Origin of the sequence: Nocardiopsis sp. TSRI0078 (genome assembly GCF_001905145.1) — a bacterium.
Taxonomy (GTDB): domain Bacteria; phylum Actinomycetota; class Actinomycetes; order Streptosporangiales; family Streptosporangiaceae; genus Nocardiopsis.
In genome coordinates this window covers 1-26,414 of sequence record NZ_LWLB01000001.1, presented here as the reverse complement: position 1 = coordinate 26,414, position 26,414 = coordinate 1, and the positions used below count along the sequence as shown (strand labels likewise).

The 26,414-nt window shown below is 71.2% G+C and carries 23 protein-coding genes; 16 read left to right on the top strand and 7 right to left on the bottom strand.

The window, feature by feature from the left end:
- The first annotated feature begins 322 nt into the window (after positions 1 to 322).
- The 11 genes from ectA (at position 323) to A6A08_RS00065 (ending at position 11,239) form a co-directional block, all read left to right on the top strand.
- On the top strand, positions 323 to 823 hold the full coding sequence (gene ectA / locus A6A08_RS00115; RefSeq protein ID WP_083608694.1) for a diaminobutyrate acetyltransferase: 501 nt from the start codon (positions 323 to 325) through the stop codon (positions 821 to 823).
- An 87-nt stretch (positions 824 to 910) separates the two neighbouring features.
- Positions 911 to 2,176 carry a diaminobutyrate--2-oxoglutarate transaminase gene (ectB, locus tag A6A08_RS00110; RefSeq protein WP_073700440.1) on the top strand — a complete coding sequence of 422 codons (1,266 nt, stop codon included), beginning with the start codon at positions 911 to 913 and terminating at the stop codon, positions 2,174 to 2,176.
- 129 nt (positions 2,177 to 2,305) lie between these two features.
- On the top strand, positions 2,306 to 2,713 hold the full coding sequence (locus A6A08_RS00105; RefSeq protein ID WP_073700439.1) for an ectoine synthase: 408 nt from the start codon (positions 2,306 to 2,308) through the stop codon (positions 2,711 to 2,713).
- Positions 2,714 to 3,285: 572 nt separating this feature from the next.
- Complete coding sequence (gene ehuB, locus A6A08_RS00100) at positions 3,286 to 4,140, top strand: ectoine/hydroxyectoine ABC transporter substrate-binding protein EhuB (protein WP_073700438.1); 855 nt, start codon at positions 3,286 to 3,288, stop codon at positions 4,138 to 4,140.
- Positions 4,141 to 4,147: 7 nt separating this feature from the next.
- The gene (gene ehuC, locus A6A08_RS00095) at positions 4,148 to 4,879 is read left to right on the top strand and encodes an ectoine/hydroxyectoine ABC transporter permease subunit EhuC (RefSeq protein WP_073700437.1); all 732 of its coding nucleotides are present in this window, start codon (positions 4,148 to 4,150) and stop codon (positions 4,877 to 4,879) included.
- Positions 4,876 to 5,514: an ectoine/hydroxyectoine ABC transporter permease subunit EhuD gene (gene ehuD, locus A6A08_RS00090; RefSeq protein ID WP_073700436.1), complete on the top strand. Its 639-nt coding sequence runs from the start codon at positions 4,876 to 4,878 to the stop codon at positions 5,512 to 5,514. The genes ehuC and ehuD overlap by 4 nt, the downstream gene beginning before the upstream one ends.
- Positions 5,501 to 6,340, top strand: coding sequence for an ectoine/hydroxyectoine ABC transporter ATP-binding protein EhuA (gene ehuA / locus A6A08_RS00085; protein ID WP_073700435.1), 840 nt, complete (start codon positions 5,501 to 5,503; stop codon positions 6,338 to 6,340). The genes ehuD and ehuA overlap by 14 nt, the downstream gene beginning before the upstream one ends.
- A gap of 171 nt (positions 6,341 to 6,511) precedes the next feature.
- Complete coding sequence (locus A6A08_RS00080; protein ID WP_073701020.1) at positions 6,512 to 7,444, top strand: CPBP family intramembrane glutamic endopeptidase; 933 nt, start codon at positions 6,512 to 6,514, stop codon at positions 7,442 to 7,444.
- Between the two features lie 167 nt (positions 7,445 to 7,611).
- Positions 7,612 to 9,723 (top strand): RNA degradosome polyphosphate kinase, encoded by a 2,112-nt coding sequence (locus A6A08_RS00075; RefSeq protein ID WP_073700434.1) that lies wholly within the window; start codon positions 7,612 to 7,614, stop codon positions 9,721 to 9,723.
- Positions 9,724 to 9,728: 5 nt separating this feature from the next.
- Positions 9,729 to 10,739 (top strand): NUDIX hydrolase, encoded by a 1,011-nt coding sequence (locus A6A08_RS00070; RefSeq protein WP_073701019.1) that lies wholly within the window; start codon positions 9,729 to 9,731, stop codon positions 10,737 to 10,739.
- 56 nt (positions 10,740 to 10,795) lie between these two features.
- Positions 10,796 to 11,239 carry an SRPBCC family protein gene (locus A6A08_RS00065; RefSeq protein ID WP_073700433.1) on the top strand — a complete coding sequence of 148 codons (444 nt, stop codon included), beginning with the start codon at positions 10,796 to 10,798 and terminating at the stop codon, positions 11,237 to 11,239.
- Between the two features lie 219 nt (positions 11,240 to 11,458).
- Here A6A08_RS00065 and A6A08_RS27235 read toward each other — a convergent pair whose 3' ends face one another.
- Complete coding sequence (locus A6A08_RS27235; RefSeq protein WP_242422035.1) at positions 11,459 to 11,890, bottom strand: hypothetical protein; 432 nt, start codon at positions 11,888 to 11,890, stop codon at positions 11,459 to 11,461.
- A 270-nt stretch (positions 11,891 to 12,160) separates the two neighbouring features.
- Here A6A08_RS27235 and A6A08_RS00055 point away from each other — a divergent pair, with 270 nt between their 5' ends.
- The gene (locus A6A08_RS00055; RefSeq protein WP_073700431.1) at positions 12,161 to 12,856 is read left to right on the top strand and encodes a M50 family metallopeptidase; all 696 of its coding nucleotides are present in this window, start codon (positions 12,161 to 12,163) and stop codon (positions 12,854 to 12,856) included.
- A 128-nt stretch (positions 12,857 to 12,984) separates the two neighbouring features.
- Here A6A08_RS00055 and A6A08_RS00050 read toward each other — a convergent pair whose 3' ends face one another.
- The 3 genes from A6A08_RS00050 to A6A08_RS00040 form a co-directional block, all read right to left on the bottom strand.
- On the bottom strand, positions 12,985 to 13,338 hold the full coding sequence (locus A6A08_RS00050) for an STAS domain-containing protein (protein ID WP_073700430.1): 354 nt from the start codon (positions 13,336 to 13,338) through the stop codon (positions 12,985 to 12,987).
- A 570-nt stretch (positions 13,339 to 13,908) separates the two neighbouring features.
- Entirely contained in the window at positions 13,909 to 16,311 is a 2,403-nt protein-coding gene (locus A6A08_RS00045) for a hypothetical protein (protein WP_073700429.1), read from the bottom strand.
- Positions 16,312 to 16,421: 110 nt separating this feature from the next.
- Entirely contained in the window at positions 16,422 to 17,516 is a 1,095-nt protein-coding gene (locus tag A6A08_RS00040; protein ID WP_073700428.1) for a CaiB/BaiF CoA-transferase family protein, read from the bottom strand.
- A 170-nt stretch (positions 17,517 to 17,686) separates the two neighbouring features.
- On the opposite strand from A6A08_RS00040, the gene rsmA reads away from it, so the two are divergent.
- Positions 17,687 to 18,574: a 16S rRNA (adenine(1518)-N(6)/adenine(1519)-N(6))-dimethyltransferase RsmA gene (rsmA, locus tag A6A08_RS00035; protein ID WP_073700427.1), complete on the top strand. Its 888-nt coding sequence runs from the start codon at positions 17,687 to 17,689 to the stop codon at positions 18,572 to 18,574.
- 98 nt (positions 18,575 to 18,672) lie between these two features.
- On the opposite strand, the gene A6A08_RS00030 is transcribed toward rsmA, so the two are convergent.
- Both A6A08_RS00030 and A6A08_RS00025 read right to left on the bottom strand, forming a co-directional pair.
- Complete coding sequence (locus A6A08_RS00030) at positions 18,673 to 18,897, bottom strand: hypothetical protein (protein WP_073700426.1); 225 nt, start codon at positions 18,895 to 18,897, stop codon at positions 18,673 to 18,675.
- A complete protein-coding gene (locus A6A08_RS00025) occupies positions 18,884 to 20,281 on the bottom strand; it encodes a PspC domain-containing protein (RefSeq protein WP_242422034.1) in 1,398 nt (465 codons plus the stop codon). The genes A6A08_RS00030 and A6A08_RS00025 overlap by 14 nt, the downstream gene beginning before the upstream one ends.
- Before the next feature lie 230 nt (positions 20,282 to 20,511).
- Between A6A08_RS00025 and A6A08_RS00020 the strand changes: the two genes are divergently transcribed.
- A complete protein-coding gene (locus tag A6A08_RS00020) occupies positions 20,512 to 21,717 on the top strand; it encodes an ATP-binding protein (protein WP_073700424.1) in 1,206 nt (401 codons plus the stop codon).
- 168 nt (positions 21,718 to 21,885) lie between these two features.
- Positions 21,886 to 22,557, top strand: coding sequence for a response regulator transcription factor (locus A6A08_RS00015; RefSeq protein ID WP_073700423.1), 672 nt, complete (start codon positions 21,886 to 21,888; stop codon positions 22,555 to 22,557).
- 153 nt (positions 22,558 to 22,710) lie between these two features.
- Here A6A08_RS00015 and A6A08_RS00010 read toward each other — a convergent pair whose 3' ends face one another.
- On the bottom strand, positions 22,711 to 23,640 hold the full coding sequence (locus A6A08_RS00010; protein ID WP_073700422.1) for a nucleoside hydrolase: 930 nt from the start codon (positions 23,638 to 23,640) through the stop codon (positions 22,711 to 22,713).
- Positions 23,641 to 23,818: 178 nt separating this feature from the next.
- Here A6A08_RS00010 and pcrA point away from each other — a divergent pair, with 178 nt between their 5' ends.
- Complete coding sequence (gene pcrA / locus A6A08_RS00005) at positions 23,819 to 26,188, top strand: DNA helicase PcrA (protein ID WP_073701018.1); 2,370 nt, start codon at positions 23,819 to 23,821, stop codon at positions 26,186 to 26,188.
- Positions 26,189 to 26,414: the final 226 nt, after the last annotated feature.

The window sequence follows — 26,414 nt, the reverse complement described above, 5'->3', positions numbered from 1 at the left end:
GGCCCGCGTCGGCGGCCCGTGCGGTCCGCTCGCGATCCTGACGCGAAACCCCCTGATAGACGGGGCGTGAACGCGTCGGCGGACCCTTCCGGAGTTCCGGGTGAAGGCCCTGGTCAGAGCAACCAGGCACTGCTAAATGAACGAGTCCTACCCGATGAGAGCGCGCCTAAACATCTACACGGAGCCTCCCTGAAACCTCATTGGTATTCGTTCGCTAAGTTCGATCGACGTGCCACATCTACGAACGAACCTCCAAGCACGCGACCGCACTGACGCCGGGGCCACGGGCTCCGAGACACCAGGAGCCGCGGGCCGTGGAGGCGTGCGCCTGTCGCACCCGTCCCCGGAGGACGGACCGCACATGTGGCGGCTGGCGGGGGAGACGGGCATGGATGTCAACTCCCCGTACGCCTACGCGCTCTGGTGCCGGGACTTCGCCGCGACCAGCGTCGTCGCCCGCGATGACGAGGGCCGTGTCGCGGCCTACGTCACCGGCTTCGTGCGGCCGGACAGCCCTGACACGTACTTCCTCTGGCAGGTGGCCGTGGACTCCGCGTTCCGCGGACAGCGGCTCGCCCGCCGGATGCTCGACTTCATCGGCGACCGGATCACCGAGCGTGGCCTGCGCTACCTCGAAGCGACCGTCACCGCCGACAACACCGCCTCCCGAGCCCTGTTCGCCTCGTTCGCGCGGGACCGGGGAGCCGAAGCCGTGTGGAGTCCGCTCTTCGGCGGGGAACACTTCCCCGCGGAGGACGAGACCCCCCACGATCCCGAGGACCTCGTACGCATCGGCCCGCTCAGTCCCGAGCCGGAAGTGTGACCGACCATCCGCACCGGATCCACCCACCCACCCCATCGTCCAAGCCATGAGCCCACGAACCTGGGGAAAGGAACCAAGGAACACACCATGGAGACCTTCCAGCGCCTGGAGTCCGAAGTCCGCGGATACTGCCGGAACTGGCCGGTCGTGTTCGACAGGGCCGTCGGAAGCCATGTCTACGACGAGACCGGTAAGCCCTACCTCGACTTCTTCGCGGGAGCGGGTTCGCTCAACTACGGGCACAACAACCCGGAGCTGAAGACCTCGCTCATCGAGTACCTGACCGACGACAAGATCGTCCACAGCCTCGACGCCTACAGCGTGGCCAAACGCGAGTTCCTGAAAACCTTCGAGGAGGTCATCCTCAAACCGCGGAACCTGGACTACAAGGTCCAGTTCCCCGGCCCCGCGGGCAACAACGCGGTCGAGGCCGCCCTGAAGCTGGCCCGCAAGTACACCGGTCGCGAGACCATCGTCAACTTCACCAACGGCTTCCACGGCATGACCCTGGGCGCCCTGGCCGTCACCGGCAACTCGATGAAGCGCGGTGGCGCGGGCGTGCCGCTGGGCCACGTCGCCACGATGCCGTTCGACAACTACCTGGACGGCAAGACGCCGGACTTCCTGTGGCTGCGCAGCCTGCTGGACGACAGCGGCAGCGGCCTGGACAAGCCCGCCGCCGTCATCGTCGAGACGGTCCAGGGTGAGGGCGGCATCAACGCCGCCAGCGCCCAGTGGCTGCGCGAGCTCTCGGAGCTGTGCCGCGACTACGGGATCCTGCTGATCGTCGACGACATCCAGATGGGCTGCGGCCGCACCGGCGACTTCTTCAGCTTCGAGGAAGCCGGGATCACCCCGGACATCGTCACCCTGTCCAAGTCCATCAGCGGCTACGGCCTGCCCATGGCCCTCACGCTGTTCAAGCGCGAGCTGGACGTGTGGGAGCCGGGCGAGCACAACGGCACCTTCCGCGGGTTCAACCCGGCCATGGTCACCGGTTCCGAGGCGCTGCGCCGCTTCTGGAGCGACGCCTCGTTCGCCGACAGTGTCAAGGCCAAGGGCGACATGGTCGCCGCGCGCCTGGCCGAGATGGCCGCCGAGCACGCCGAGTTCGGCGCGCACGTGCGCGGCCGCGGCCTGGCCCGGGGCCTGGCCTTCGAGGAGGCCGGCATCGCCAAGAAGGTCGCCGCCGAGTCCTTCGACCGCGGCCTGCTCCTGGAGACCTCCGGTCCCGAGGACGAGGTCGCCAAACTCCTGCCGCCGCTGACGGCGAGCGAGGAGGAGCTGACGGCCGGGCTTGACATCATGGCTGACGCGGCCCGTGCCGCGGTCAAGGGGGCACAGCCCGCCTAGGAACCTCCTGCGTGGAAGTTCCACACCACACGGTGCGGGGCCGGGCGGCGACCCTCGGGACGTCGTCCGGCCCCGCCCCGTGTCGCACCACCACCGAAAGGCGCAGCAGAGCGCGTTAGGAGACAACCAGTGATCGTTCGCAGCCTGGACGACGTCAACGACACCGACGCCGACATCAAGACGGAGACCTGGCGCAGCCGGCGGATCGTCCTCGCGAAGGACAAGGTCGGCTTCTCCTTCCACGAGACCGTCCTGTACGCCGGTACGGAGACGAGCATGTGGTACGCCAACCACATCGAGCTCGTGCACTGCATCGAGGGCGAGGCCGAGCTGACCAACGAGGAGACCGGGGAGAAGCACATCATCACCCCGGGCACCCTCTACCTGCTCAACGGTCACGAGAAGCACACCGTCCGCCCCAAGACGGACTTCCGTGTGCTGTGCGTGTTCAATCCGCCCGTCACCGGGCGCGAGGTCCACGACGAGAACGGCGTCTACCCGCTCATCGTCGAGGACGACGACTCGACCCAGGCCTGAGGCCCGGACTCGTGACGGGAACCGCCGGGGGGTGGGCTCCCGTCCCCGGGGCACCCGGACGACGGGGGAACACGCCGCTGGCGTCCCCTCCGGGGCCTTCGATGAGCGAGTGAAGTGAGCAGGACGAACACACCGTGGGCGAGGTCGCGAGACCTCGCCCACGGCGCGTTCACGGGGGAGGCGCCCCAGGGTGACGGGGCATCGGACTCAGGGTCACAAAGCACAGGTGACCCGCCCTGAGCAGGGCGAAGGACCGATCACCCGGGGAGCGCACGTGCATAACCAGTGCATAACGGACTAAACGGGTCTCGTTACTGGTGAGCACGCCCGGGGGAGAGAGAACCCCGTACCAGGCCGCCGTGCCCCTGCACCGGACGGCGGCCCAGTCGCGGTACAGCGGGCCGCGGCCCGCCCACACCAGGCGTCCCACCATCCGCATGCGCGGCGCAGTCGCCCCCTCGGGCGAGCGCGCCGCTCCCCCCGAGTCTTTTCGAGGAGCAGTCGTGAAGAAGCAGGTACCAGCTGTACGCCGAGGAACCTGGGGCCGCCGAGACGCACTCCGCCTGGGCGGGGTGGGACTGGCCACCGTCGGTCTCGCCGCCTGCAGCCGGGTCGACGGCGGCGGAGGAGGAGAGGAGGGCGAGGGCACCTCGACCCTGGAGCGCCTGCGCGAGCAGGGCTTCGTGGCGGTCGGCCTCGCCAACGAGATCCCCTTCGGCTTCGTCGACGACTCCGGCAACCCCGCCGGGCAGTCCCCCGCCGTGGCCAAGGCGGTCTTCGAGGAGCTGGGCGTCCCCGAGATCCAGGCCTCCTCCGTGAACTGGGACGGACTGATCCCGGGCCTGAAGGCGAACCGTTTCGACGTCATCGCCGCAGGTATGTTCATCACCCCCGAGCGCTGTGGGCAGGTCGCCTTCACCGAGCCCACCGCCACCTCCCCCGAGGCCTTCATGGTCAAGGAGGGCAACCCGGAGAACATCCAGCACTTCACGGACTTCGCCGAGAACCCCGATCTTCGGGTCGCGGTCCTCAACGGCTCGGTCGAGCAGACCTACGCCAACTACTTCGAGGTGCCCGAGGACCAGCAGAAGCTGATCCCCAACCAGACCGCCGGCTACGAGCTGCTGCAGTCGGGGCGCGTCGACGCGATGTCCATGCTGAGCGTGTCCCACGAGTACCTCCTCCAGGACCGGGGCGGCCCCTTCGAGGTCACCGAGCCCTTCTTCCCCGAGATCGACGGCCAGGAGGAGAAGGGCTGGGGCGGCCTGTGCGTCCGGCAGGGGGACACCGAGCTGCTGGAGGAGATGAACCGCGTGATCGCCGAGTTCAAGGAGAGCGGACGCCTCCTGGAGCTGGGCGAGGAGTGGGGCTTCACCGAGGCCGACCTGCCCGACGACATGACCACAGCCGAACTCTGCGAGGGATGAACCCGCAGTGGACTTCCTGATCCAGCGACTACCGCTCTACCTTGACGGCGCATGGGTCACCATCCAGCTCACCATCGGCGGCGGTGCACTGGCCTTCGTCCTGGCCATGGTCTTCGGGATCATCGGGACGATTCGGCACTGGCTGCCCCGGGCCGTCTCCACGGTCTACGTGGAGGTGTTCCGGGGCATCGCCGCCCTGGTGCTGATGTTCTGGATGGCGTTCGCCCTGCCGCAGCTGAGCGGATACCAACTGGACGACAGATTCGCCGCGATCCTCGCCCTGGGCCTCAACGTGGGGGCCTACGGAGCCGAGGTCGTGCGGTCGTCCATCAACGCCGTGGCCAAGGCGCAGGTCGAGGCGACGGTCGCGCTGAACTTCTCCTGGTTCCAGCGGATGCGCCTCGTCGTCCTGCCCCAGGCGTGGGCCCAGATGCTGCCCACGTTCGGCAACCTCATCATCGAGCTGATGAAGGCCACCGCGGTGGTCTACCTCATCGGTGTGACCGACCTGACGGCCGTCGCACAGAACATGCGCGAGTCCACGGGCGAGACGGTGATCGCCTTCCTCGGCGCCTTCGTCCTCTACTACCTGATCGCGCATGCCCTCATCTTCGGCATGCGCCTGCTCGAACGCCGCGCCAACCGGAAGCTGGGCCGCGCAGTGCCGCGCGGCAAAGGCCTGAAGAGCCTCGCCCAGTCCACGCCGGTCGGTAGCGGTACCGCGGGAGGGATCTCCTGATGTGGGACTTCCAGTGGACCCTCCAGATCCTGCCCGACCTGATGGACGGCCTGGCGGTGACCGTCCAGATCACCGTCCTCGGTTACCTCATCGCGCTGGTCCTGGGCCTGTTGATCGCCATCGTCCGCAGGGCGCCGTTCGTCGGCGCCGTCCTGCACGCGGCCATGGAGTTCGTCCGTACGACCCCGCTGCTCATCCAGGTGGTGTTCGTCTTCCTCCTGGCCCCGGCCTACATCTCCCCGATGACCGTGGGCATCGTCGTCATCGGCGTGCACTACGCGGCCTACACCGCCGAGGTCTACCGCTCGGGTATCGAGGGCGTGGCCAAGGGGCAGTGGGAGGCGGCCCGGGCGCTGAGCCTGCCCGCCCGCCGCACGTGGGGGGCCATCGTGCTGCCGCAGGCGATCCGCAAGGTCATCCCCGCCCTGGGCAACTACCTCATCGCGACGTTCAAGGACACGCCGCTGCTCATCGCGATCGGTGTCGGCGAGCTGCTCACCGAGGCCCAGCAGATCGGCAGCGCGAGCTTCCGTGTCGTCGAGGTCTACACCGTGGTGGGGTTCCTGTTCCTCCTCGTGAGCATCCCGTCCGCCATCCTCCTCCGACGACTGGAGCGACGCTATGCCGCCGTCTGATACCCGACAGAACGAAGAACCCCAGGGTGTCGGGGGCCAATCCCAGGGCCAGCCCCTGATCGTCTTCGACGACGTGGTGAAGCGCTTCGGCGACCTCACCGTGCTGGACCACCTGAACTTCTCCGTCGCCCCCGGCGAGCGGGTCACCCTCATCGGCCCGAGCGGTTCGGGCAAGACCACGATCCTGCGCCTGCTGATGACCCTGGAGAAGGTCACCGAGGGCGTCATCTGGGTGGGCGACGAACCGTTCAGCCACATGCGCCGCGGCGGGGGCCAGCTGACCCAGGCCAGCGAGGGCTACCTGCGCGAGCGCCGCAAGCGCATCGGGATGGTCTTCCAGCAGTTCAACCTGTTCCCGAACATGACCGTCCGGCAGAACATCACCGAGGCGCCCGTGCACGTGCTGGGCACCCCGAAGGGCGAGGCCAACGCCCGGGCGGAGGAGCTGCTGGACCTGGTCGGGCTCGGCGAGAAGATCGACGCCCACCCCACCCAGCTCTCCGGCGGGCAGCAGCAGCGCGTGGCGATCGCCCGTGCGCTGGCCATGCAGCCGGAGATCCTGCTGCTGGACGAGGTCACCTCGGCCCTGGACCCGGAGCTGGTGGCCGGCGTCCTCGACGTACTGCGCGAGGTCGCCGAGACCACGGACATCACGATGCTGTGCGTGACCCACGAGATGGGCTTCGCGCGGGACGTGTCGCACCGGGTGCTCATGTTCGACCAGGGCCGGATCGCCGAGGAGGGCTCCCCGGAGCAGATCTTCGGCGACCCCAAGGAGGAGCGGACCAGGTCCTTCCTCAGCTCGGTCCTGGAAAAGGGGCACTGAGGGCCCGACCGGTCCAGGTGCACGGGGCCGCTCCCGGATCCGGGAGCGGCCCCGAGCCGTGTCCTGACCGGGCATGACGAGACGAGTGGCGACATACCGTAGTCATTAAGTAGCTTTTAGTTTCCCCTTGGGCAGAATGAGAGTTCTGAGACAGGGGGGACTCTTGTGACCATGGCGCGAAGATGGGGGCTCGCCGGGTGGGCGGTGCTCGCCGTCCTGCTCATCGCGGTGCCGATGCTCTCGCACCCCGCGCTGCGCGCCGACGTCCTGGGCGACTCCCTGATCCTCCTCATGGTCTCCTGGTCCCCGATGCTGATCGGCGGGATCCTGGCGTGGGCCCTGACCTGGGGATTCGGTGCCCGTGAGCAGTTGGACCGCAGGGTCGTCCGGGCGATGGACGGCCACCCCCTCAACCGCGAGATGGCCTGGCTGGCGCTGCTCCTCGTCTGCTTCGTGCTGTCCATGGCGGCGCTGTCACTGCTCTTTCGCACCTTCGGAGCGCAGATCGGCGCGGACCTGGCCATGTCCGCCTCGCTGGTGTCCAGACTTCTGTTCCTGTTCACCCTGCCGCTGCTGATCATGGACCGTTCGGGGGTCACAGTGGACGGCAAGGGCACCGACATGCCCGCGATCGCGCTGAAGGTGTCCGAGCCCTGGCGCTGGGCCGGGCTGCTCCCGGTCGGGGTCGCGCTGGGCCTCCTCGGCTACCTGCTCATCCCCTACAGCGGGCTGCCGGAGCCCTCCTTCCCCCTGCTGGGATTCGTGCTGGCCTTCACCGTGATCGCCGTGTGCGAGGAGATCTTCTTCCGCGGGATGGTGCAGAGCCGCCTGGAGATCCAGATGGGCCGCTGGGGCGGGATCGTGGCGACCTCGGTGATCTTCGCGGTCACCTACGCGGTCATCCAGCCCTACGACGCGGTCTCCCAACTGCCGGGGAACGACCTGGTGTACAACACCGGTCTCGCCCTGCTGACCTACGCCACGGCCAGCCTGCTCTACGGCTACCTGTGGGCGTGCTTCCGCAACACCTGGCTCCAGGTGTCCATGCGTGTCGGGGTGTTCCTGATGATCATGCCGCCCGACCTGCAGATCGGAGTCGGCTGACGGCTCCGAGGCCGCCGTCACCCCGAGACCGGACCGTTGCGCACGCCGGGGACACCCCGGCACGGACGGCGCGTGAGCGGAGAAGGTTCGCAGCGGTCGTGTCGCGGTCATCTTCCCCTCACGGGGGTGTCACCGGGAGGTCATGGAAAAGAGGGAGTCTGCCCATTGTGAGCACGGAATCAGCGCCAACGCCGACGGGCACCGCCACCAGACCCCCCGGGCTTCCCGCCGACAGGTTCATGGACCGCGAGGAGGGATGGCTCCGCTTCAACCAGCGTGTCCTCGAACTCGCCGAGGACGAGGACGTCCCCCTCCTGGAGCGGGCCCGATTCCTGGCGATCTTCTCCAGCAACCTGGACGAGTTCTTCATGGTCCGCGTCGCCGGGCTCAAACGGCGTCTGGCCACCGGCCTGTCCGTCGCCTCCTCCAGCGGGCACCACCCCCGCGCGCTGCTCGAACGCATCTCCCGGTTCACCCACGAGCTCATGCTCCGCCAGAGCGCCTGCTTCCAGGACAGCGTCGCGCCCGCCCTGCGCGAGGCCGGGATCCGCATCGTGCGCTGGAGCGACCTGGAGAGCGACGAGCGCGAGGACCTGCACGACTACTTCCGGCGCTCGGTCTACCCGCTGGTGACCCCCTTCGCGGTCGACTCCGCGCACCCCTTCCCCTACGTCTCGGGCCGCTCGCTCAACCTCGCGGTCGCCGTCCAGGACCCGCTCGACGGCCGCAGCATGTTCGCCCGCGTCAAGATCCCCAGCTCCCTGCCCCGCTTCATCGAGACCGGCGACCGGGGCAGCGGCCGGTTCGTCCCCGTGGAGGACATCGTCGCCGCCCACCTGCCCCGGCTCTTCGAGGGCATGCGGGTCCTGGAGCACCACGCGTTCCGCGTCACCCGCAACGCCGACCTGGAGGTCGACGAGGACGAGACCGACGACCTCGTCACCTCCCTGGAGAACGAGCTGCTGCGCCGCCGTTTCGGCCCGCTCGTGCGTCTGGAGGTCGAACAGGACATCAGCGACGGGGCGCTCGCCATCCTCGCGCGTGCGCTCGGCGCGGAGGAGGGGGAGACCTACCGGGTCCCCGGTCCGCTCAACCTCGCGGGACTGGCCCAGATCGCCGACTCCGACCGGCCCGAACTGCGCTACCCGCCCATGATCCCCGTCGAACCCCACGCCCTGGCCCCCGGCGACCTGTTCGCCGCCGTCCGCGAGGGCGAGGTCCTCGTCCACCACCCCTACGAGTCCTTCGCCACCACCACCGAGCGCTTCCTGGCCCTGGCCGCCACCGACCCCGACGTCGTGGCGATCAAGCAGACCCTGTACCGGACCAGCGGGGACTCGCCCATCGTGGAGTCCCTCATCGAGGCCGCCCGCGAGGGCAAGGAGGTCGTGGTCCTGGTCGAGATCAAGGCCCGCTTCGACGAGCAGAACAACATCCAGTGGGCGCGCAAGCTGGAGGAGGCGGGCTGCCACGTCGTCTACGGCGTCGTCGGCCTCAAGACCCACTGCAAGCTCTCCATGGTCATCCGCCGGGACGACGACGGTCTGCTGCGCCGCTACTGCCACGTGGGCACCGGCAACTACAACCCGAGTACCGCCCGCATGTACGAGGACCTCGGCCTGTTCAGCGCCGACCCCGAGGTGGGCGAGGACGTCAACGACCTGTTCAACAGCCTCACCGGGTTCTCCCGCAGGAAGCACTACCGGCGCCTGCTCGTCGCCCCCGCCGCCCTGCGCGAGGGGCTGCTCGAACAGATCGCCGCCGAGATCGACAACAGCCGCAAGGGCGAGCCCGCGCGCATCCGCATCAAGGTCAACTCCCTGGTCGACGAGGAGATCATCGACGCCCTCTACCGGGCCTCACAGGCCGGGGTCAGCGTCGACCTGTGGGTGCGCGGCAGCTGCGTCCTGCGCGCCGGGGTGCCCGGGCTCTCCGAGAACATCCGGGTGCGCAGCATTCTCGGCCGTTTCCTGGAGCATTCGCGTATCTTCGTCTTCTCGGGTGGTTGGCGACCCCGGGTGTGGATCGGCAGCGCGGACCTGATGCCCCGCAACCTGGACCGCCGGGTCGAGGCACTGGTGCGCGTGGTCGATGCGGAACAGTGCCGGCGCCTGGTCCGCCTCATGGACCTGGCGATGGCCGACACCACCTCCTCCTGGCGGCTGGAGCCCGACGGAACCTGGACCCGCGCCACCCACGGATCCGACGGCCGACCACTCACCGACCTGCAGGACAGTCTGCGCGGAGACCGGCACCTGCGAGTAGTGGAAGGCGGATGAACACCATGGGACACGCGGGAGACGTCGAGGGCTCGGTCGAGGGAGTGGGCGGCGGCGTCCCGCGCCGGACGGCGGTCGGGGGCTACCTCGAACCCATCCGCGCGGGCGGCGCCCTGCTGTGGCGCGAGGGCGCGGGCGGCACCGAGATCGTCCTCATCCGCAGGCCCGACCGGGGGGACTGGACCCTGCCCAAGGGCAAGCTCAAGAACCGCGAGCACCCCATCGTCGGCGCGGTCCGGGAGGTCCGGGAGGAGACCGGTATGACCCCCGTGCTGGGCCGCAGGCTCCCACCGCAGCGCTACCTCAAGGACGGGTGGCCCAAGCAGGTGGAGTGGTGGGCGGCCACGCCCGCCGACCCCGGCACGGGGATCGACTACCCGCCCAACGAGGAGGTCGAACTGGTCGAGTGGGTGCGCGCGGAGGAGGCCCGCGACCGGCTCACCTACGACCACGACGTGCAGGTGGTCGACAACTTCCTGGCCGGTCCCGCCACCACCTTCCCCGTCGTCCTGCTGCGGCACCTCTCGGCGGGGGAGAAGCGCACCTGGGAAGGCGAGGACCTGCTGCGCCCGCTGGACGGGGCCGGCCGCACCGACGCCGTGGCCCTGTCCCGGCTGCTGAGCGCCTACGGGCGGCCCCGGGTGGTGACGTCGGCGGCGGCGCGGTGCACCGAGTCGGTGCTGCCGTACACGGTGGAGTTCGAGGCGCAGACGCGCACCGAGCGGGCGTTCACGGTCCACCAGCCCTCCGCAGGCTCCTCCCCGGCGGGCAGGGAGTCCGCCCACGGCGCGGAGGAGGCCAGGAAGGCGTTCGCGGACATCCTGGCCGAGGGACGGCCGACGGTGGTGTGCACGCACGGCGAGCTGGTACCGCACCTGATGGCCGAGGCGCTCACCCAGCTGGACGCGCCGTTCACCCAGCAGCTGGGGCTGCGCAAGGGCTCCTTCTGGGTGGTGCACGTGGCCTCTCTGAGCGGGGAGCTGGCGGCGGTGGAGCGGCACACGATCCGCGCCTGAGAGCGAGGGGACGGGGCGCCCGGGGCGGGTCATGCGTCCGGTGACATGATGCGCTCATGGCAAGACACAAGGTTGCGCGGAGCGTCGTGGTGGACGCCCCCGCCGAACGGATCTTCGACATCATCGCGGCACCGGTGCGGCACTCCGAGTTCGACGGTTCGGGGACCGTGCACGCCAACCTCTTCGGCCCGGAGCGGCTGGAGCGGGGCAGCGAGTTCGTTATGGACATGAAGATGTTCGGTGTCGGATACCGGATGACCAACCGGGTGGTGGAGTACGAGGAGGGCCGCCTCATCGCCTGGCGGCACTTCGGCCCGCACCGCTGGCGGTACGAGCTGCGGGAACTGCCCGGGGGAGGTACCCGGGTCACCGAGACCTTCGACTACTCCCGGGGGTTTCCGGCGTTCTACGTCCTGGCGGGGATGCCGGCCAGGAACGGGCGGAGCATCGAGCTGACCCTGGAGCGGCTCAAGGCCGCCGCGGAGTCCGCCGGGGACTGACCGTCCTCCCCGGAAGGGGGAGGGCGGACACGGGCGCCGCCCGCGGCCGGGGGCCGCGGGCGGCGCCGTCGTGACAGGAGCGGGTCCATGCCGCCGCGGGGTGCCGTTCCCACCTCCTCGCGCGGGAGGCCCGGGCCGTCTTCCGCGGGATCGGGAACGCGTCGCTTCCCGGAGCGGGTGCCGCGGGCTCAGCCGGACGCGCGGACCGGGAAGGACGGGTCAGTAGTAGCCGTTGTCCTTGTCGTGGTCGTGGTCGTGGTCGTGGCCCTCGTCCTCGTCCTCGTCCTCGCTCTCGTCCTCGTCGTGGTCCTTGTCCTTGCCCTTGTGGTCGTGGTCGTGGCCCCCGCCCTTGCGGTCGTGGCCCCAGCCCTTCTTCCCGTCCTCGTCGTCGTCCTCGTGGCCGTTCCCGTGGCCGTTCCCGTGGTCGTGGCCGTTGTCCTCGTCGTCGTCCTCGTGGCCGTATCCGTCCCAGTGGCCGTCGTCCTCGCCGTGGCCCTTCTTCTTGTCCCCGTCGGACTCGTGCCAGTCCCAGCTGTGGCCGTGGTGTCCGTGGTAGCCGTCGTGCTCGTCGCCGGCGACGGCGGGGGAGGCGGAGCCGATGACGGCACCGGTGGCCATGGCCATGAGGGCGAGTCCAGCGAAACGCTTCACGATAATCCTTGCTGTTAGTAGCGGGTGAATTACTGACAGTGATGAATGTAGGTCGGCGCATCCCGTTTGGCCAGTCCATCGGTGCGGAAGGGGCGGATTGGTTCCGAAGCCCGGTCCCGGTTCGGGCGGAAAACGCGGTGCTTGCCCACATGCCCTAAAGTTCGGCAAGGGTCCCTGTTCTGCGCGTCTGCCGGCAGCCGTGACGCGAACCGGTGGGGCCCGCGCACGGTCCGGTCGAACCAGGAGTCGGGGGCAGCGGTGGGAACAACCTTGGGCGAGGTCTGGCGGGAAGTACTGTCCGTCCAACCGGAACCGGAGCGGTGGATCATCGTCACCGCGGCCGTCCTGGCCCTGGCCGCGGTGGTGCTCGGCCCGCCCTGGCGGATCGGACGCAACGTCGTCACCATCGCCCACGAGGGCGGGCACGCCCTCGTGGCCCTGCTCAGCGGCCGTCAGCTCACCGGTATCCGACTGCACTCGGACACCTCGGGGGTCACCGTCTCCCGGGGCAGGCCGACCGGCGTCGGCATGGTCCTGACCGTCTTCGCGGGCTACGTCGCCCCGTCGGTCATCGGCCTCCTCGGCATCCTCATGCTGATGTCGGACCGCATCACCGCACTGCTGTGGCTGAGCATCGTCGTGCTCGCCGCCATGCTGGTGATGATCCGCAACATCTACGGGGTGCTGTCGGTGGTGGGAACCGGTGCGGTGGTGTTCGGCGTCAGCTGGTTCACCCCCGCGGAGGTCCAGGCGGCCTTCGCCTACCTGTTCATCTGGTTCCTGCTCTTCGCGGGTGTGCGGCCGGTCTTCGAGCTCCAGGCGCAGCGCAGGCGCGACCCGTCGCCGCACTCCGACGCCGACCAGCTGGCGCGGCTCACCGGCCTGCCCGGTGCCCTGTGGGTGGCGGTCTTCCTCCTGGTGAACGCCGCGGTGGCCGCGCTGGGCGTGTGGCTGCTGCTCTTCTGAGGACCGCGGCGGTCCCCGGGACGGCGACAGGGGGCGCGGCCCCGTCAGGGGCGCGCCCCGGGCGTCGTGGACGCATCATGACGCGGCCGTCAAGGTGCCGTGGTCCGTGTGCGCCCGCGGGCCCGGCGTCAGCCGGAGTGCGGCGCGTTGAGGGCCTCGGAGACCGTCGTGAAGACGGGGATGCGCGTGTCGAGCGAGGTGACCCGCAGGGTCTGCAGCACCCTCTGGATGGGTGAGGCGATCGCCAGGAGCGCCTTTTGCTCCTTGGCTGCCTTGTGCGCGCGGATCAGGACGCGCAGGCCGCTGGAGTCGATGAACCGGAGGTCGGAGCAGTCCAGGACCACGCGCCCGAAGGGCTGGGTGGTGAGAGCCTCGGTCACCGCGTCCTGGAAGCGGTGCTCGGTGGCCATGTCGATCTCCCCGTCCAACACCAGAACCCGTCCGGTGTCGTGCAGGGTGGAGGAGATGGTCAGGTCGGGCATGGCGACTCCGGCGTATTCGGGACGTGCCCGACGGGTCGGCGCGGCCGGTCGCACACCGCTCCGCGAGCGGGTGCCGACCGGTGCGTTCTTCGCGTTACCGCGGTGGCCAAGCTGATGGTTCATCGATTTCCTTGCGTGGTGCCCCGGGCCGGGGGTGGAACGCTTCTCGCCCGGATCCACTGGAGTTCACAATGAGGACGACTGTCCGGAGAACGTGCGGACCCGGTTCGGGAGTTCCTGGATGTGCGCCGCCCTGCCGTGGACACGGCGGAGAGGGCGGTGCGCCGGTGGGTGCTGCTTCGGGCCACTCCCTGCCCTCTGCAACTGACCAAACCCGTCCGCGGGGGCGGGCATTCCCCGCCTGTGGCTCGGGGCGGCGTCCGGAGCGGTGGTACCGGGGCCGCTCCGGGGTCCCGGACGATCGGCCTGGCACCCGTCCGGGGTACCGGGTTCCTCTACGAGGGTCGCCCGACCACGGACTTTACCATAGGGCCGTGGCCGTTTCGTGACGTGAGCGACGCAAGGTCGTGCTCGCGCGTTTTGCTCTCCCTGTGCTTAGTGAGGTGTACATCACATCCGTTGGGCGTTCTCGGCCGGTTCGGGGCCGGGAGCGCGGTCCCCGTCCTGCCGCTGGAGCGCCCACACACACGCCGACAGCGTCAACGGCACCGCCACCGTCAGTGCGATCGCCGGGATCGCGACCCCCGAGTCGTTGGCCGCGAAACCCACCAGAGCGGTCAGCAGGGAACCGGTCAGCCCCGCCCGGAGCGTCGGCGCGTACTCGTAGGCGCCCTGCAGGGCGCCGAACCGCCAGTGGAGCGGCCGTTGGAGCACCACGAACAGGAACACCAGCGCACATCCCGCCAACAGGGTCAGCTGCCAGTTGCCCAGCGTCCCCAGCATCGCGCTGAGCTTGCGGGCCACCACCGCGGCCGCCTCGCCGCTGACCACCTGGCCGGCGAACGCGCCGAAGTGGCTGCGCGCCTGCGGGGGCTTCAGGTAGTCCAGCCACGCCATCAGCGCGATCGCCGCCACCGCGGCCGCGCTCACCGCGGCCAGACGGGGCGGGGTGACGCGTATCCCGGCGATCATCATCGTCGTGACCGCCAGGCCCGGAACCAGCGCGATCACCCCGCCGAAGTCGGTGCCCAGTCCCGGCCAGCCGACGATCAGCACCGTCGCCGACCCGATGACCAGGGTCGTCACCACGGCGGCGCGGCGCCGCCCCCGCGAGATCAGCTCGTGGGCGATCCCGGCCACCGCCATCAGCATGCCGGTCGCGAACGTGGCGAACGCGATGTTGCCGATCCCGTAGAACCGGCCCGCCACGATCGGGGAGTAGCCCGTGGGCGAGTTCATCTGCAGGTCCGCGCCGAAGCACAGGTCGAGGAAGAGCACCACGGTCGTCGCCCCCGCCACCACCGTCATCGGCCCGAGGATGGTGTGCCGCCACGGCCCCGCCACGGCCAGCGCCACCACCAGGGCGTCCGCGGACAGGACGCAGACCAGCAGCGCGAGCGGCGGTATGGGCGAGGTCCACCACGGGACGAGGTTGGCCAGGTAGCTGGCCACCGGGAAGGCGGCACCGGCCAGCGCCACGATCCGCGTCAGGGACAGCACGCGTGCGCGCTTGCCGCGCTGCCGGTTCGAGTACCGGTGCAGGGCGTAGGCCGCCGCCGCGTAGATGAGCAGCTGGAAGGCGACCAGCCCGCTGAAGAAGCCGGGGATGGCGGCGCCCACCACGATCGCGGCGGTGTTGAACTCCATCAGCCGCCCCACCGCCTTGTCGGTTGTCGGCGGCCGCCCGGTCAGGTGCCAGGGGCGGCCGCTGGTCGGCTCGGTCGCCCGCATCCCCAGGGAGGTCAGCAGGGTCGGTGTGGTGTCGGTCAGCACCACCAGGCCGGCGCGCCGGGTCGACTCCGAGGCCAGGAACGACTCCGCCCCCGTGAACCCGTCCTCGGTGATCTCGCCGGACAGGGCCACCGTGAGCTGGGAGGGCCCCGTGTCCATGGACACTCCGACGACCATCAGGGACGAGCCGGCCGGCAGGACGCTCTCCAGGGACCGCAGCCGGTCGTCCAGGGCGGACAGCGCCTTGTCGCGCTCCCACTCCGGGACGTCGTCGGGGTCGGGTTCGGGCGGCTCCTCGGCCTCCTCGCCGTCTCCGGGCGCCTCCACGGGACCCCCGTTCCCGTTCGCGTCCCCGTCCTCCTGACCGGGCGTGAGCGGATCGGGATAGACGGGGTAGAGCCGGGTGAGCTCGGCCAGCTCCACCGCGGCCAGGGAGACCCCCTCCAGGCGCTCGGTGGTCAGGGCGTGCACCCCGTCGACGTAGTGGTCCACCCGCCCGGAGCGGTCGGCCACTCCCAGGGCGGCACCGTGGCCCACGGCGAGCGTGGTCCCGCCCGCGTCGCGCACCGTCTGCCCCAGCAGGCCCACGGGAGCGCCGAAGGAGGACCGCTCGTTCTGCCGGACATAGGAGCCGAACCCGGGGACGACCGCACCCGAGCCGTCGCGCTCGGGCTCCGGCGCGGCCTCGCACACCGTGAAGCGCTCGCGGATGGACAGGGCGCGCTGCCCGGCCGACACCGACAGCCATCCGTCGGTGGGGCAGGTGCGGGAGGTGGCCGTGCGGATCGACACGTTGCCGATGGAGCCCTTCTCGGCCATCTCCCACAGGGTCGGAGTGTTCTCGCGGGTGACGTCCTCCCACAGCAGGCCCGGCACCCCCACGAGCACCACGGGCCCGCTACGCCGGGCGATGGCCCCGGGACCGGGCCGGTCGAGGCGGGTGGTGTCGAAGCCGCCACCGCCCGGAAGGGTCGCGGACGCACCGTCCGTTCTGGCCGTGCCGACTGTGCCGGCCGCGGAGGGTGCGGCGAGCGCGGCGAGCGCCAGCACCGTCGCGGACAGCAGCAGGGCACACAGGCGCGCGCCCCAGTGCGCCCCCGGTGTGACGAGCCGTCGTGGCATGGCGGAGACCCCCCGTCGCGCGCTCAGCCTGTGACTGGTCGATCACCCTAGCCATTCTCCGCCCCGGGTAGGGGGATTCGCACGCCCGGGCGCGTACCGGTCCGGGTCGGTCAGCGGTCCAGTCCCCACTCCCGGAGGGTCTCGTCGGCGTCCGGCTGCCTCCGGCCCCGGGTCACCCCGCCCGGGGTGCGGTCGAAGCGGGGCGCCGGACCGGGGATCACCCGGCCGCCGTCGCGCACCAGTGAGCCGCGGGCGCGCACGTGCGGGTGGTCGGGGGCCTCCTCCAGGGACAGGACCGGCATCACGCACGCGTCCACCCCGTCGAACACCTCGCCCCACTCGTCGCGGGTACGGGTGCGCAGGACCTCGGCGAAGCGCTCGCGCAGCCGGGGCCAGCCCGACCGGTCCCACTGGTCGGGCAGGTCCTCCCCGGCCAGGCCGGTGCCCTCCAGGAAGGCGGCGTAGAACTGGGGCTCGATGCAGCCGACCGACACGTGGCGGCCGTCCGCGCACTCGTACACGTCGTACCAGGGCGCGCCGGTGTCCAGGTAGTTCGTGCCGCGCTCGTCGTTCCAGGAGCCGCGCGCGCGGTCCTCGTGCACCATCGACATCAGCAGGGCGCTGCCGTCCACCATCGCGGCGTCCACGACCTGGCCCCGTCCGGAGGACTGCCGCTCGACCAGGGCGCCGAGGACGCCGGTGACCGCGAACATGGTGCCCCCGGCGAAGTCGCCGAGGAGGTTGATCGGGGGGACCGGCGGGCCGCCCTCCCGCCCGATGGCGTGCAGGGCGCCGTTGACGGAGATGTAGTTCATGTCGTGTCCGGCGGCGCGGGCCAGCGGGCCGTCCTGGCCCCAGCCGGTGACCCGCGCGTAGACCAGGCGCGGGTTGAGCCCGAGACAGGTGTCGGGTCCCAGGCCGAGGCGTTCCATCACCCCGGGGCGGAAGCCCTCCAGGAGCACGTCGGCGCGCGCGACCAGGTCGCGGGCGAGGGCGCGGCCCCCGTCGGACTTGAGGTCGGCGGGCAGGACGGTGCGTCCCTCGCTCATGTGCGGGCCGCCCGCGCCGGCGTTCATCGCGTCGGCGGCCGCCGGCCGGTCGAGCCGGATGACGCTGGCACCCAGGTCGGCGAGGAGCATCCCGGCCATCGGCGCCGGGCCGATCCCGGTGAACTCGACGACGCGGATTCCGTTGAGGGGTCCCATGGGCGGTCTCCAAGGAGGCGGTGGACGTGTACGGATCCCACACTAGAACGACGTTCGGTTCATTGTGCGGGCCGGGGCGCCGACGGGTCGGGGCGTGTTCGGCCCGGGGCCGAGGACCTGAGGGGCCCGAAACGGGCCGAGACGGGTCGGTGGGCGGAAGCTGGCAAGATATGGGGGTGACACAGACACCCGCACCCGACGGCCGCTCCCGCCTGCTCACCCCCGCCGACGTGCGGGCCCTCGCCGAACGGTTCGGGATCCGGCCCACCAAGACCCTGGGCCAGAACTTCGTCATCGACCACGGCACCGTGCGCCGCATCGTCCGGGTCGCGGGGGTCGACGACACCGACGTCGTGGTCGAGGTCGGCCCGGGGCTCGGCTCGCTCACCCTGGCCCTGCTGCCGCACGTGCGCCACGTGACCGCGATCGAGATCGACCCGGCGCTGGCCGCCGCGCTCCCGGGCACCGTCGCCGACCACGCGCCCGACCTCGCCGACCGCCTCACCGTCGTCCCCGGTGACGCCATGCGCATCACCGGGGTGCCCGGGCCCGAGCCCACGGCGCTGGTGGCCAACCTGCCCTACAACGTGTCCGTGCCGGTCCTTCTGCACCTGCTCGAACTGCTGCCCGGACTGCGGCGCGTGCTGGTCATGGTGCAGGCCGAGGTCGCCGACCGGATCACCGCCGCCCCCGGCGGGCGCATCTACGGCGTGCCCTCGGCCAAGGTCGCCTGGTACGCCCGGGCGCGCCGCGCCGGCTCGGTCGGCCGGAACGTGTTCTGGCCCGCCCCCAACGTCGACTCCGGCCTGGTCGAGCTCGTCCGCCGCCCGCGGCCCGACACGAAGGCCGGCCGGGAGGAGGTCTTCCGGGTGATCGACGCGGCCTTCGCCCAGCGCCGCAAGACCCTGCGCGCCGCCCTGGCAGGATGGGCCGGCTCCGCGCCCGCGGCCGAGGCCGCACTGCGCGCGGCCGGTGTCGATCCCTCAGCCCGCGGGGAGTCGCTGGACGTGACGGCGTTCGCGGCCATCGCCGAACACCGCCCGCGCCCGGAGGCGTGACCCGCCCGCGGGCCCGCCGACGCCCCCGCCCCGACGGACGCCGGCCGCGCTCCGCGAGCGCGGCCGCCACTCCCCGGGGGCTCCCGCTCCTTGGGGGGTCACTCCCCGGAGTCGGACGGACGGTCCGGCAGCGGCTGCTCCCGCCGGGACCGGGTGAGGGCGCGGGCCACCCCCGCCAGGCCCAGCCCCACGGCCAGCACCGGCAGTACCCACACGACGTCGAACTCCCAGTCGCCCGTGCCGCGCACGACGAACGCGACCGCCAGGCCGAGGAACAGCAGGCCCGCGACCAGCGAACCCCAGTCAGTCCTACGCTTCGCCATGCCCTACCTCCACAACCCCGAACACCGAGTCGGTGCGTACGTTGATCAGCGGGGGCCCGGCCCCGCCCTCCGACCGGTCCTCCTCCGCCACGGCGCCCGCGGCGGGCTCGTGGACCTCCTCGTAGGTCAGGGAGTACCCGACCATGTCCTCGCTCCCCTCCCGGCCGCCGAGGTCCACCACGCCCAGCCCGACCCGCGAGGTCACCGCGACGCGCGCGTCCTCGGGCAGGATCAGCTCCGCGTGACCCGCGCCCACCCGCAGGGACACGTCGACGGTCTCGCCCGGGGAGAGGTCCGCCAGCCCGGTCAGGTCCAGCGTTCCCGAACCGAGGGTCATCCGGTGGTCACCTCCCTCGGCCCCGGCCACCGTGGCCGGACGCCAGACCTGCCCTCCGACCCGCACCCGGGTCAGGTCGGTCACCGACGCCAGCGCCAGCACCAGCGCGGTCACCAGCCCCAGGGACATCAGCCCCCGCGGATCTCCGGCCCGGGTGCCCACCAGCGCGTACACGCCGATCACCGCGAGGACCCCGGCGAGGAAGAACACCCCGGTCTCCGGCCCGAACAGCAGCCGGGCCGTCTGTCCGCTCCACAGCGAGGACGACCAGCCGAACACGAGGACGGGAAGCAGGACGCCCCCGGCCACGGCCGTCCACAGCGCGAGCGAGGCCAGCGGCGCACCCCTGCGGCAGGACTGCTCCGCCTCCTCGGAGCCGCGTCCGGAGAGCCCTCCGTCCCCGTCGGACCGGTCCGCGCCGTCCCCGCGGGACCCGGCCGCGGAGCGCTCCGCCACCACCGCCAGGTCCACCGGTCCCTGCGGAGCGGACGCCCACGGCTGGGCCGGGTTGTAGTAGGTCGGCGTCGGTCCGGGGGGCGGCGTCGTCGGCGGGGGCTCCTTCGACCCCAGGTCCTCGCGCAGCCGGACGAACGCGGCCCGCAGGTCCACACCCCGGCTGCGCGCGGTCAGCAGCCCCAGCACGAGCGGCACCGCCAGGACCAGAGTCGACCAGCCGAACCCGCCGACCAGGCTGAACGCCGTCGCGACAGCCAGCCCGACCGCGAGCAGCTTGGGCACCGTCCGGGGAGGGATGCTCCGGTTCAGCATCTGCTCGAACGTGGCCGGGCCGCCCCGGTCGTCGCGCATCAGCATCCACGCGGCGACGTAGAGCAGCAGGCCCGCGGCCCCGGCGAACGCGGTCAGCACGAAGGCCGTCCGCCAGACCACGGGATCGGTCCGCGTGTACCGCCCCAGGCCCGCGCACACACCGGCGAGGACCCGGTCCTCGTCCTCCTTGCGCAGTTCGCGCTCGGAGCCCCCGGCCTCCGGCGCACCGGACACGGGGGAGGCACCGCCCCCGGAGTCGGGCGTCGGATCGTCAGTCATGGTCACTCACCGCACTTTCCTCACACGCCCATGGTCACCCGGAACCGCCCACCAGGACATCCGGGACGACCCTGAAGCCACCCTGACCGGGGCCGGGGCAGGACCAGGGACGCGTCCCCGATGCCCGCACGCGTCCGGGGAGGGCATCCTGGACACCGCAGGACCTGTGAGCGCGGCGCGGTACGTCCCCCCGCCGCTCGGACGCAACGAACGAAAGCGGTGATCGGGCGGTGGCAGTACCAGCCACGGACACCCCGCGGCTCACCCGCGCGGTGGAGGGCAGGCTCCTCGGCGGTGTCGCCGCCGGTCTGGCCCGGCACCTCGGGCTCGACCCCGTGGTCGTCCGCCTCGCCCTCATGGCGCTGTCGGTGGGCGGCATCGGCGTCGCGGTCTACGTCGCCCTGTACTTCTTCGTCCCCGAGGACCCCGAGGAGAAGGAGAAGGAGTCCGACGAACCGGGCAGCCGCCGCAAGGGCCGCGACCTGTCCCAGGTCGTGGCCTACGTCGGCCTCGCCACCGGGCTCGGCGTCCTGTTCCTGCTCTTCGGCGGGGTCTTCGACCCCCTGCTGTGGTTCGTGGTCTTCGGCACCCTCGGCGGCGTCATCCTCTGGCAGCACGCCAACCCCTCCCAGCGCGACGAGTGGATGACCTCCACGGTCGGCGGGGCGGGGGTCAAGGGCCTCATGCGCGCCGGTGCGGGCGTTCTGCTCGTCGTCGTCGGCGTCATCGGCTTCCTCGTCTTCCAGGAGCAGCTCCAGAACGCCCGCGCGGGGCTGACCTTCGCCTTCACGGTGCTCGCGGGTATCGCGCTCATCGTCGCCCCGTGGATCATCGGGCTGATACGCGAACGCGACCAGGAGCGCCGCGAGCGCATCCGCAACGCGGAGCGGGCCGAACTGGCCGCCCACATCCACGACTCCGTGCTGCACACCCTGACCCTCATCCAGCGCCGGGCCGAGGACCCCCGCGAGGTGCAGCGCCTCGCCCGTGTGCAGGAGCGCGCACTGCGCAGCTGGCTCTACCAGCGTCCCGCCGACGCCGACACCACCGTCTCGCCCGCGCTCGAACGCGTCGCCGCCGAGGTCGAGGAGGAGCACGGCATCCCCATCGAGGTGGTGTGCGTGGGCGACTGCCCCATGGACGACGGGCTGGCCGCGATGCTGCGCGCCGCGCGCGAGGCCATGGTCAACGCCTCCAAGTACGCGCGCACCGAGAACATCTCCGTGTTCGGCGAGGTCGACCAGGAAGAGGTGCTGGTGTTCGTCCGCGACCGCGGCGCCGGATTCGACATGGACGACATCCCCGAGGACCGGATGGGCGTGCGCGGCTCCATCCTGGGCCGTATGGAGCGGCACGGCGGCTCGGCGCGCATCCGTACCAGTCCGGGGGAGGGCACCGAGGTGCAGCTGCGCATGCCCCGCATCCCCGAGGCCTGAGGTCGGAAGATCCGGAGCCGGGAGGCCCGAGGGGGCGGTGCGGTGAGCACCCGCCGTGGCTCCGTGGCTCCGGGGCTCCGTGGCTCCGGGGCGCGGCGGCCCCGGCCGGATCCGGACACCCGGCCGGGTGGAGGACACCGCCGCCGCGGACGTGGGTAGAGTCCAGGTGTGGCAGACGAGAGCACGAGCTTCAGTGACGGTGGCGCGGTTCCCCGCGTCGTGATCGTGGACGACCACCGGCTGTTCCGCAGCGGTGTGCGCGGTGAGCTGGGGGAGGCCGTGGAGGTCGTCGGCGAGGCCGGGGACGTCGACAGCGCGGTGCACGTCATCGGGGAGAAGCAGCCCGACCTCGTCCTCCTGGACGTCCACCTGCCCGGCGGCGGGGGCGTGGAGGTGCTGCGCCGCGTCCTGGCACAGCACCCGCAGATCCGCTTCCTGGCCCTGTCGGTCTCCGACGCCGCCAAGGACGTCATCGGCGTGGTGCGCGGCGGCGCCCGCGGCTACGTCACCAAGACCATCTCCGGCAGGGAACTGGCCGACGCCATCGTGCGCGTGGCCGACGGAGACGCGGTGTTCTCCCCGCGCCTGGCCGGATTCGTGCTGGACGCGTTCTCCGCCACCGACGCCCCGCCGGTGGACCCCGAGCTCGACCGGCTCACCCAGCGCGAACGCGAGGTCCTGCGGCACATCGCGCGCGGCTACGCGTACAAGGAGGTCGCCAAGGAGCTGTTCATCTCCGTCAAGACCGTGGAGACCCACGTGTCGTCGGTGCTGCGCAAGCTCCAGCTGTCGAACCGCCACGAGCTGAGCCGCTGGGCCACCGCCCGCAGACTCGTCTGACACGACGGGTGCCGCGGCCCGCGGGCGCGGCGAAGCAGGGGATGCCAGGGACCCCCCTTGTCCATGGGACCACCGGGCGGGGGCGCGCCGCCAGCCCCCGCCAGAACCTGTGGACGGCGGCCCCGGCCCGTGCACCGGTTCGCCCCGGTCCGCTCAGCGCAGCGAGTCGAGCATCCGTCCGAGGAACTCGGCCCCGGCCACCTCCGTGACCACGCGCGCGGGCCGACGGTCGTCGTCCTTCGGACGCGGACGCCGGTCGGCCACGGTCATCCCCCGGGTGAGCGCGCCGGCCAGCTCCACCCGCAGCGGCGCCTCGAACGCCTCCGTCACCAGGTCCGGATCCACCAGCACCGCCGCCGCCAGCGGGTCGTGCATCGCGCACTGGCGGGACCCGAAGATCCCCGCGTAGAAGTCCGCGTAGAAGTCCAGGAACGCCGACGTGCGCTCGGCGCGCTCGCCCCGGACCGTCTTCAGCTCCTCCAGCCACTCCGCGGTGGCCACCGTCTTCATGGTGATGTCCAGCGCCACCAGGTCCAGGTCGAACCCGGCCGCGAACACCGCCTCCGCCGCCTCGGGGTCGTTGCTGATGTTGGCCTCGGCGTGCGAGGACACGTTGCCCGGGACGCTCACGGCGCCGCCCATCACCACCAGGCGCCGCACCAGCCGGGGCAGTTCCGGCTCCAGGCCCAAGGCGATCGCCAGGTTCGTCAGCGGACCCACCGCGAGCACGTCGACCTCGCCCGGGTTCTCACGGGCCAGGCGCACCAGCAGCTCGGCCGCGCTCTCCGTGACCGGCTTGCCCGCGGGCTCGGGCAGCTCCACGTCCCCCAGACCGTTGCCGCCGTGCACGTGGGCGGCCAGGCGCGGGGGCTGCACCAGCGGACGCGCGGCGCCCACCGCCACCGGCGTGTCCGGGCGGCCGTACAGCTCCAGGAGCCGCAGCGCGTTGTCCGCCGTGACGTCCACGCTGTTGTTGCCGAACACTGCTCCGACACCGATGATCTCCACCTCGGGCCGCGCGGCCAGATAGGCGAGCGCGACGGCGTCGTCGATCCCCGGGTCGCAGTCGACGAACACACGCATGGTCAAGGAAACTCCCCCCGAAACACGAGACGGCCCCCTCACGGGGACCCGTACCGAAACAGCGTAATTCGCCGATCAGGGCGTTTTCGACCGGAGGACCGGACCGGTCCGGGCCAACCCGGCGAACGGTCCTGTGGACGGGACGGCGGCGTCACCGGTCGGCCGTAACCTGGATGCCGTGTCCTCCCAAGAACAGCTTCTCGAAGGTCTGAACGGTCCCCAGCGCGACGCCGTCGTCCACAGCGGCGCTCCGCTCCTGATCGTGGCGGGTGCCGGGTCCGGGAAGACCCGCGTCCTCACCCACCGCATCGCCCACCTCATGGCCGAACGCGGCGTGCGACCCGGTGAGATCCTCGCCATCACCTTCACCAACAAGGCCGCCGCGGAGATGCGCGAGCGCATCCAGGCGCTGCTGGGCGTGCGCGCCGCCAACAGCATGTGGACCATGACCTTCCACTCGGCGTGCGTGCGCATCCTGCGCAGGGAGGCGTCCCGGCTCGGCTACCCGAGCAGCTTCACCATCTACGACTCCGCCGACTCCGCGCGCCTGATGCAGCTGGTGTGCAAGGAGATGGACCTGGACCCCAAGAGGTTCCCGCCCAGGTCCTTCTCCTTCCAGGTGTCCAACCTCAAGAACGAGCTGGTCGACTACGACACGTTCGCCGGACAGGCCCAGAACGAGCAGGAGAAGAAGCTCGCCGAGGCCTACCAGCTCTACCAGCGCCGCCTGCACGAGGCGGGCGCCATGGACTTCGACGACCTGATCATGCTCACGGTCAACCTCTTCCAGATGTTCCCGGACGTCGCCGAGTACTACCGGCGCCGCTTCCGGCACGTCATGGTCGACGAGTACCAGGACACCAACCACGCCCAGTACGCGTTCATCCGCGAACTGGTGGGCGCCGCCGAGGACTCCGACACCAGCGTGGTGCCGCCCGCGGAGCTGTGCGTGGTCGGTGACGCGGACCAGTCCATCTACGCGTTCCGCGGCGCCACCATCCGCAACATCCTGGAGTTCGAGCGCGACTTCCCCAAGGCGCGCACCATCCTGCTGGAGCAGAACTACCGCTCCACCCAGACCATCCTGTCCGCGGCCAACGCGGTCATCGACCGCAACGAGGGCCGCCCGGCCAAGAACCTGTGGTCGGAGCAGGGCGAGGGGCCGGCCATCACCGGCTACGTGGCCGACAACGAGCACGACGAGGCCGCGTTCGTGGCCGGGGAGATCGACCGGCTCACCGACGACGGGACGCTCACGCCCGGCCAGGTGGCGGTGTTCTACCGGACCAACGCCCAGTCCCGCGTCTTCGAGGACGTGTTCATCCGGACCGGGCTGCCGTACAAGATCGTCGGCGGTGTGCGCTTCTACGAGCGCAAGGAGATCCGCGACATCCTCGCCTACCTGCGTGTCCTGGCCAACCCCGAGGACACCGTCAGCCTGCGCCGCATCCTCAACGTGCCCAAGCGCGGGATCGGCGCGCGCGCGGAGGAGGCGGTGGAGCTGTTCGCCGCCCGCGAGCGCATCTCCTTCGCCCGGGCCCTGCGCCGCGTGGACGAGGTCCCGGGGATGGCGACCCGCTCGGTCAAGGCGGTGCGCAACTTCAACGCGCTGCTGGACGAACTCGCGGAGACGGTGCCCGGGGGCACTCCGGCGGAGATCGTCGAGGCGGTGCTGAGCAAGACCGGCTACCTGTCCGAGCTGGCCGAGTCCAAGGACCTCCAGGACGAGAGCCGGGTGGAGAACCTGGAGGAGTTCGTCGACGTCGCCCGCGAGTTCGAGCACACCTTCGCCGCACTCCTGGAGGAGGAGCCCTCGGACGAGGACGAGGACGATGACGGGGACGGAGCCGCGGGGGCGGTCGACCCGGGCGCGCCCACACTGGTCGACTTCCTGGAGCGGATCTCCCTGGTCGCGGACACCGACCAGATCCCCGACGCGGACGACGAGGGCGGGGTGGTCACACTGATGACCCTGCACGCCGCCAAGGGACTGGAGTTCCCCGCGGTGTTCCTCACCGGCATGGAGGACGGGGTGTTCCCGCACACCCGCACGCTCGGCGACAAGACGCAGCTGGAGGAGGAGCGCCGCCTGGCCTACGTGGGCCTGACCCGGGCCCAGCGGCTGCTGTACGTCAGCCGCGCGGCGGTGCGCAGCGCCTGGGGGACCCCGTCCTACAACCCGGCCTCCCGCTTCCTGGACGAGATCCCCTCGTCCCTGGTGGACTGGCGCCGCGCCGAGTCCACCCTGGCCGCTCCGCCCAGCCGCAGCATCGGCGGCGGCCGGGGCCCGGGCGGCTTCGGGGGAGGCGGGGGCTTCGGCGGCACCTTCGGCGGTGGCGGTGGTCCGCGCTCGCGAGGTGGGGCCAGGGCCGCCAAGGAGGCTCCGACGCTGAGTGTGGGCGACCTGGTCAACCACGACTCCTTCGGTATGGGCCGCGTGCAGCTGGTGGAGGGCGCCGGCGACAAGACCAAGGCCAGGATCGACTTCGGCGCGGATATCGGTGAGAAGGACTTCCTCGTCAAGTACGCCCCGATCGAGAAGCTCTGACCTGCCCCCGGGCCCGCTCCGACGCGGGTGCGCGGTGCTTGTGCGGCGGTCCGCCCCGTTTGGGGCGGACCGTGTAAGGCACGACACCGGCAAGGTTCGGCAAAGGTGTCCCAAGCACTCCGGCGCAGGGGTAGAGTTGGGGAAGTACCGAGCGAGACGGACGCGGATCCCCGCGGACGGGCCGGTTCACTCCCTTCTCTGACTGACTGGTTCGAGCAGTGTTCTC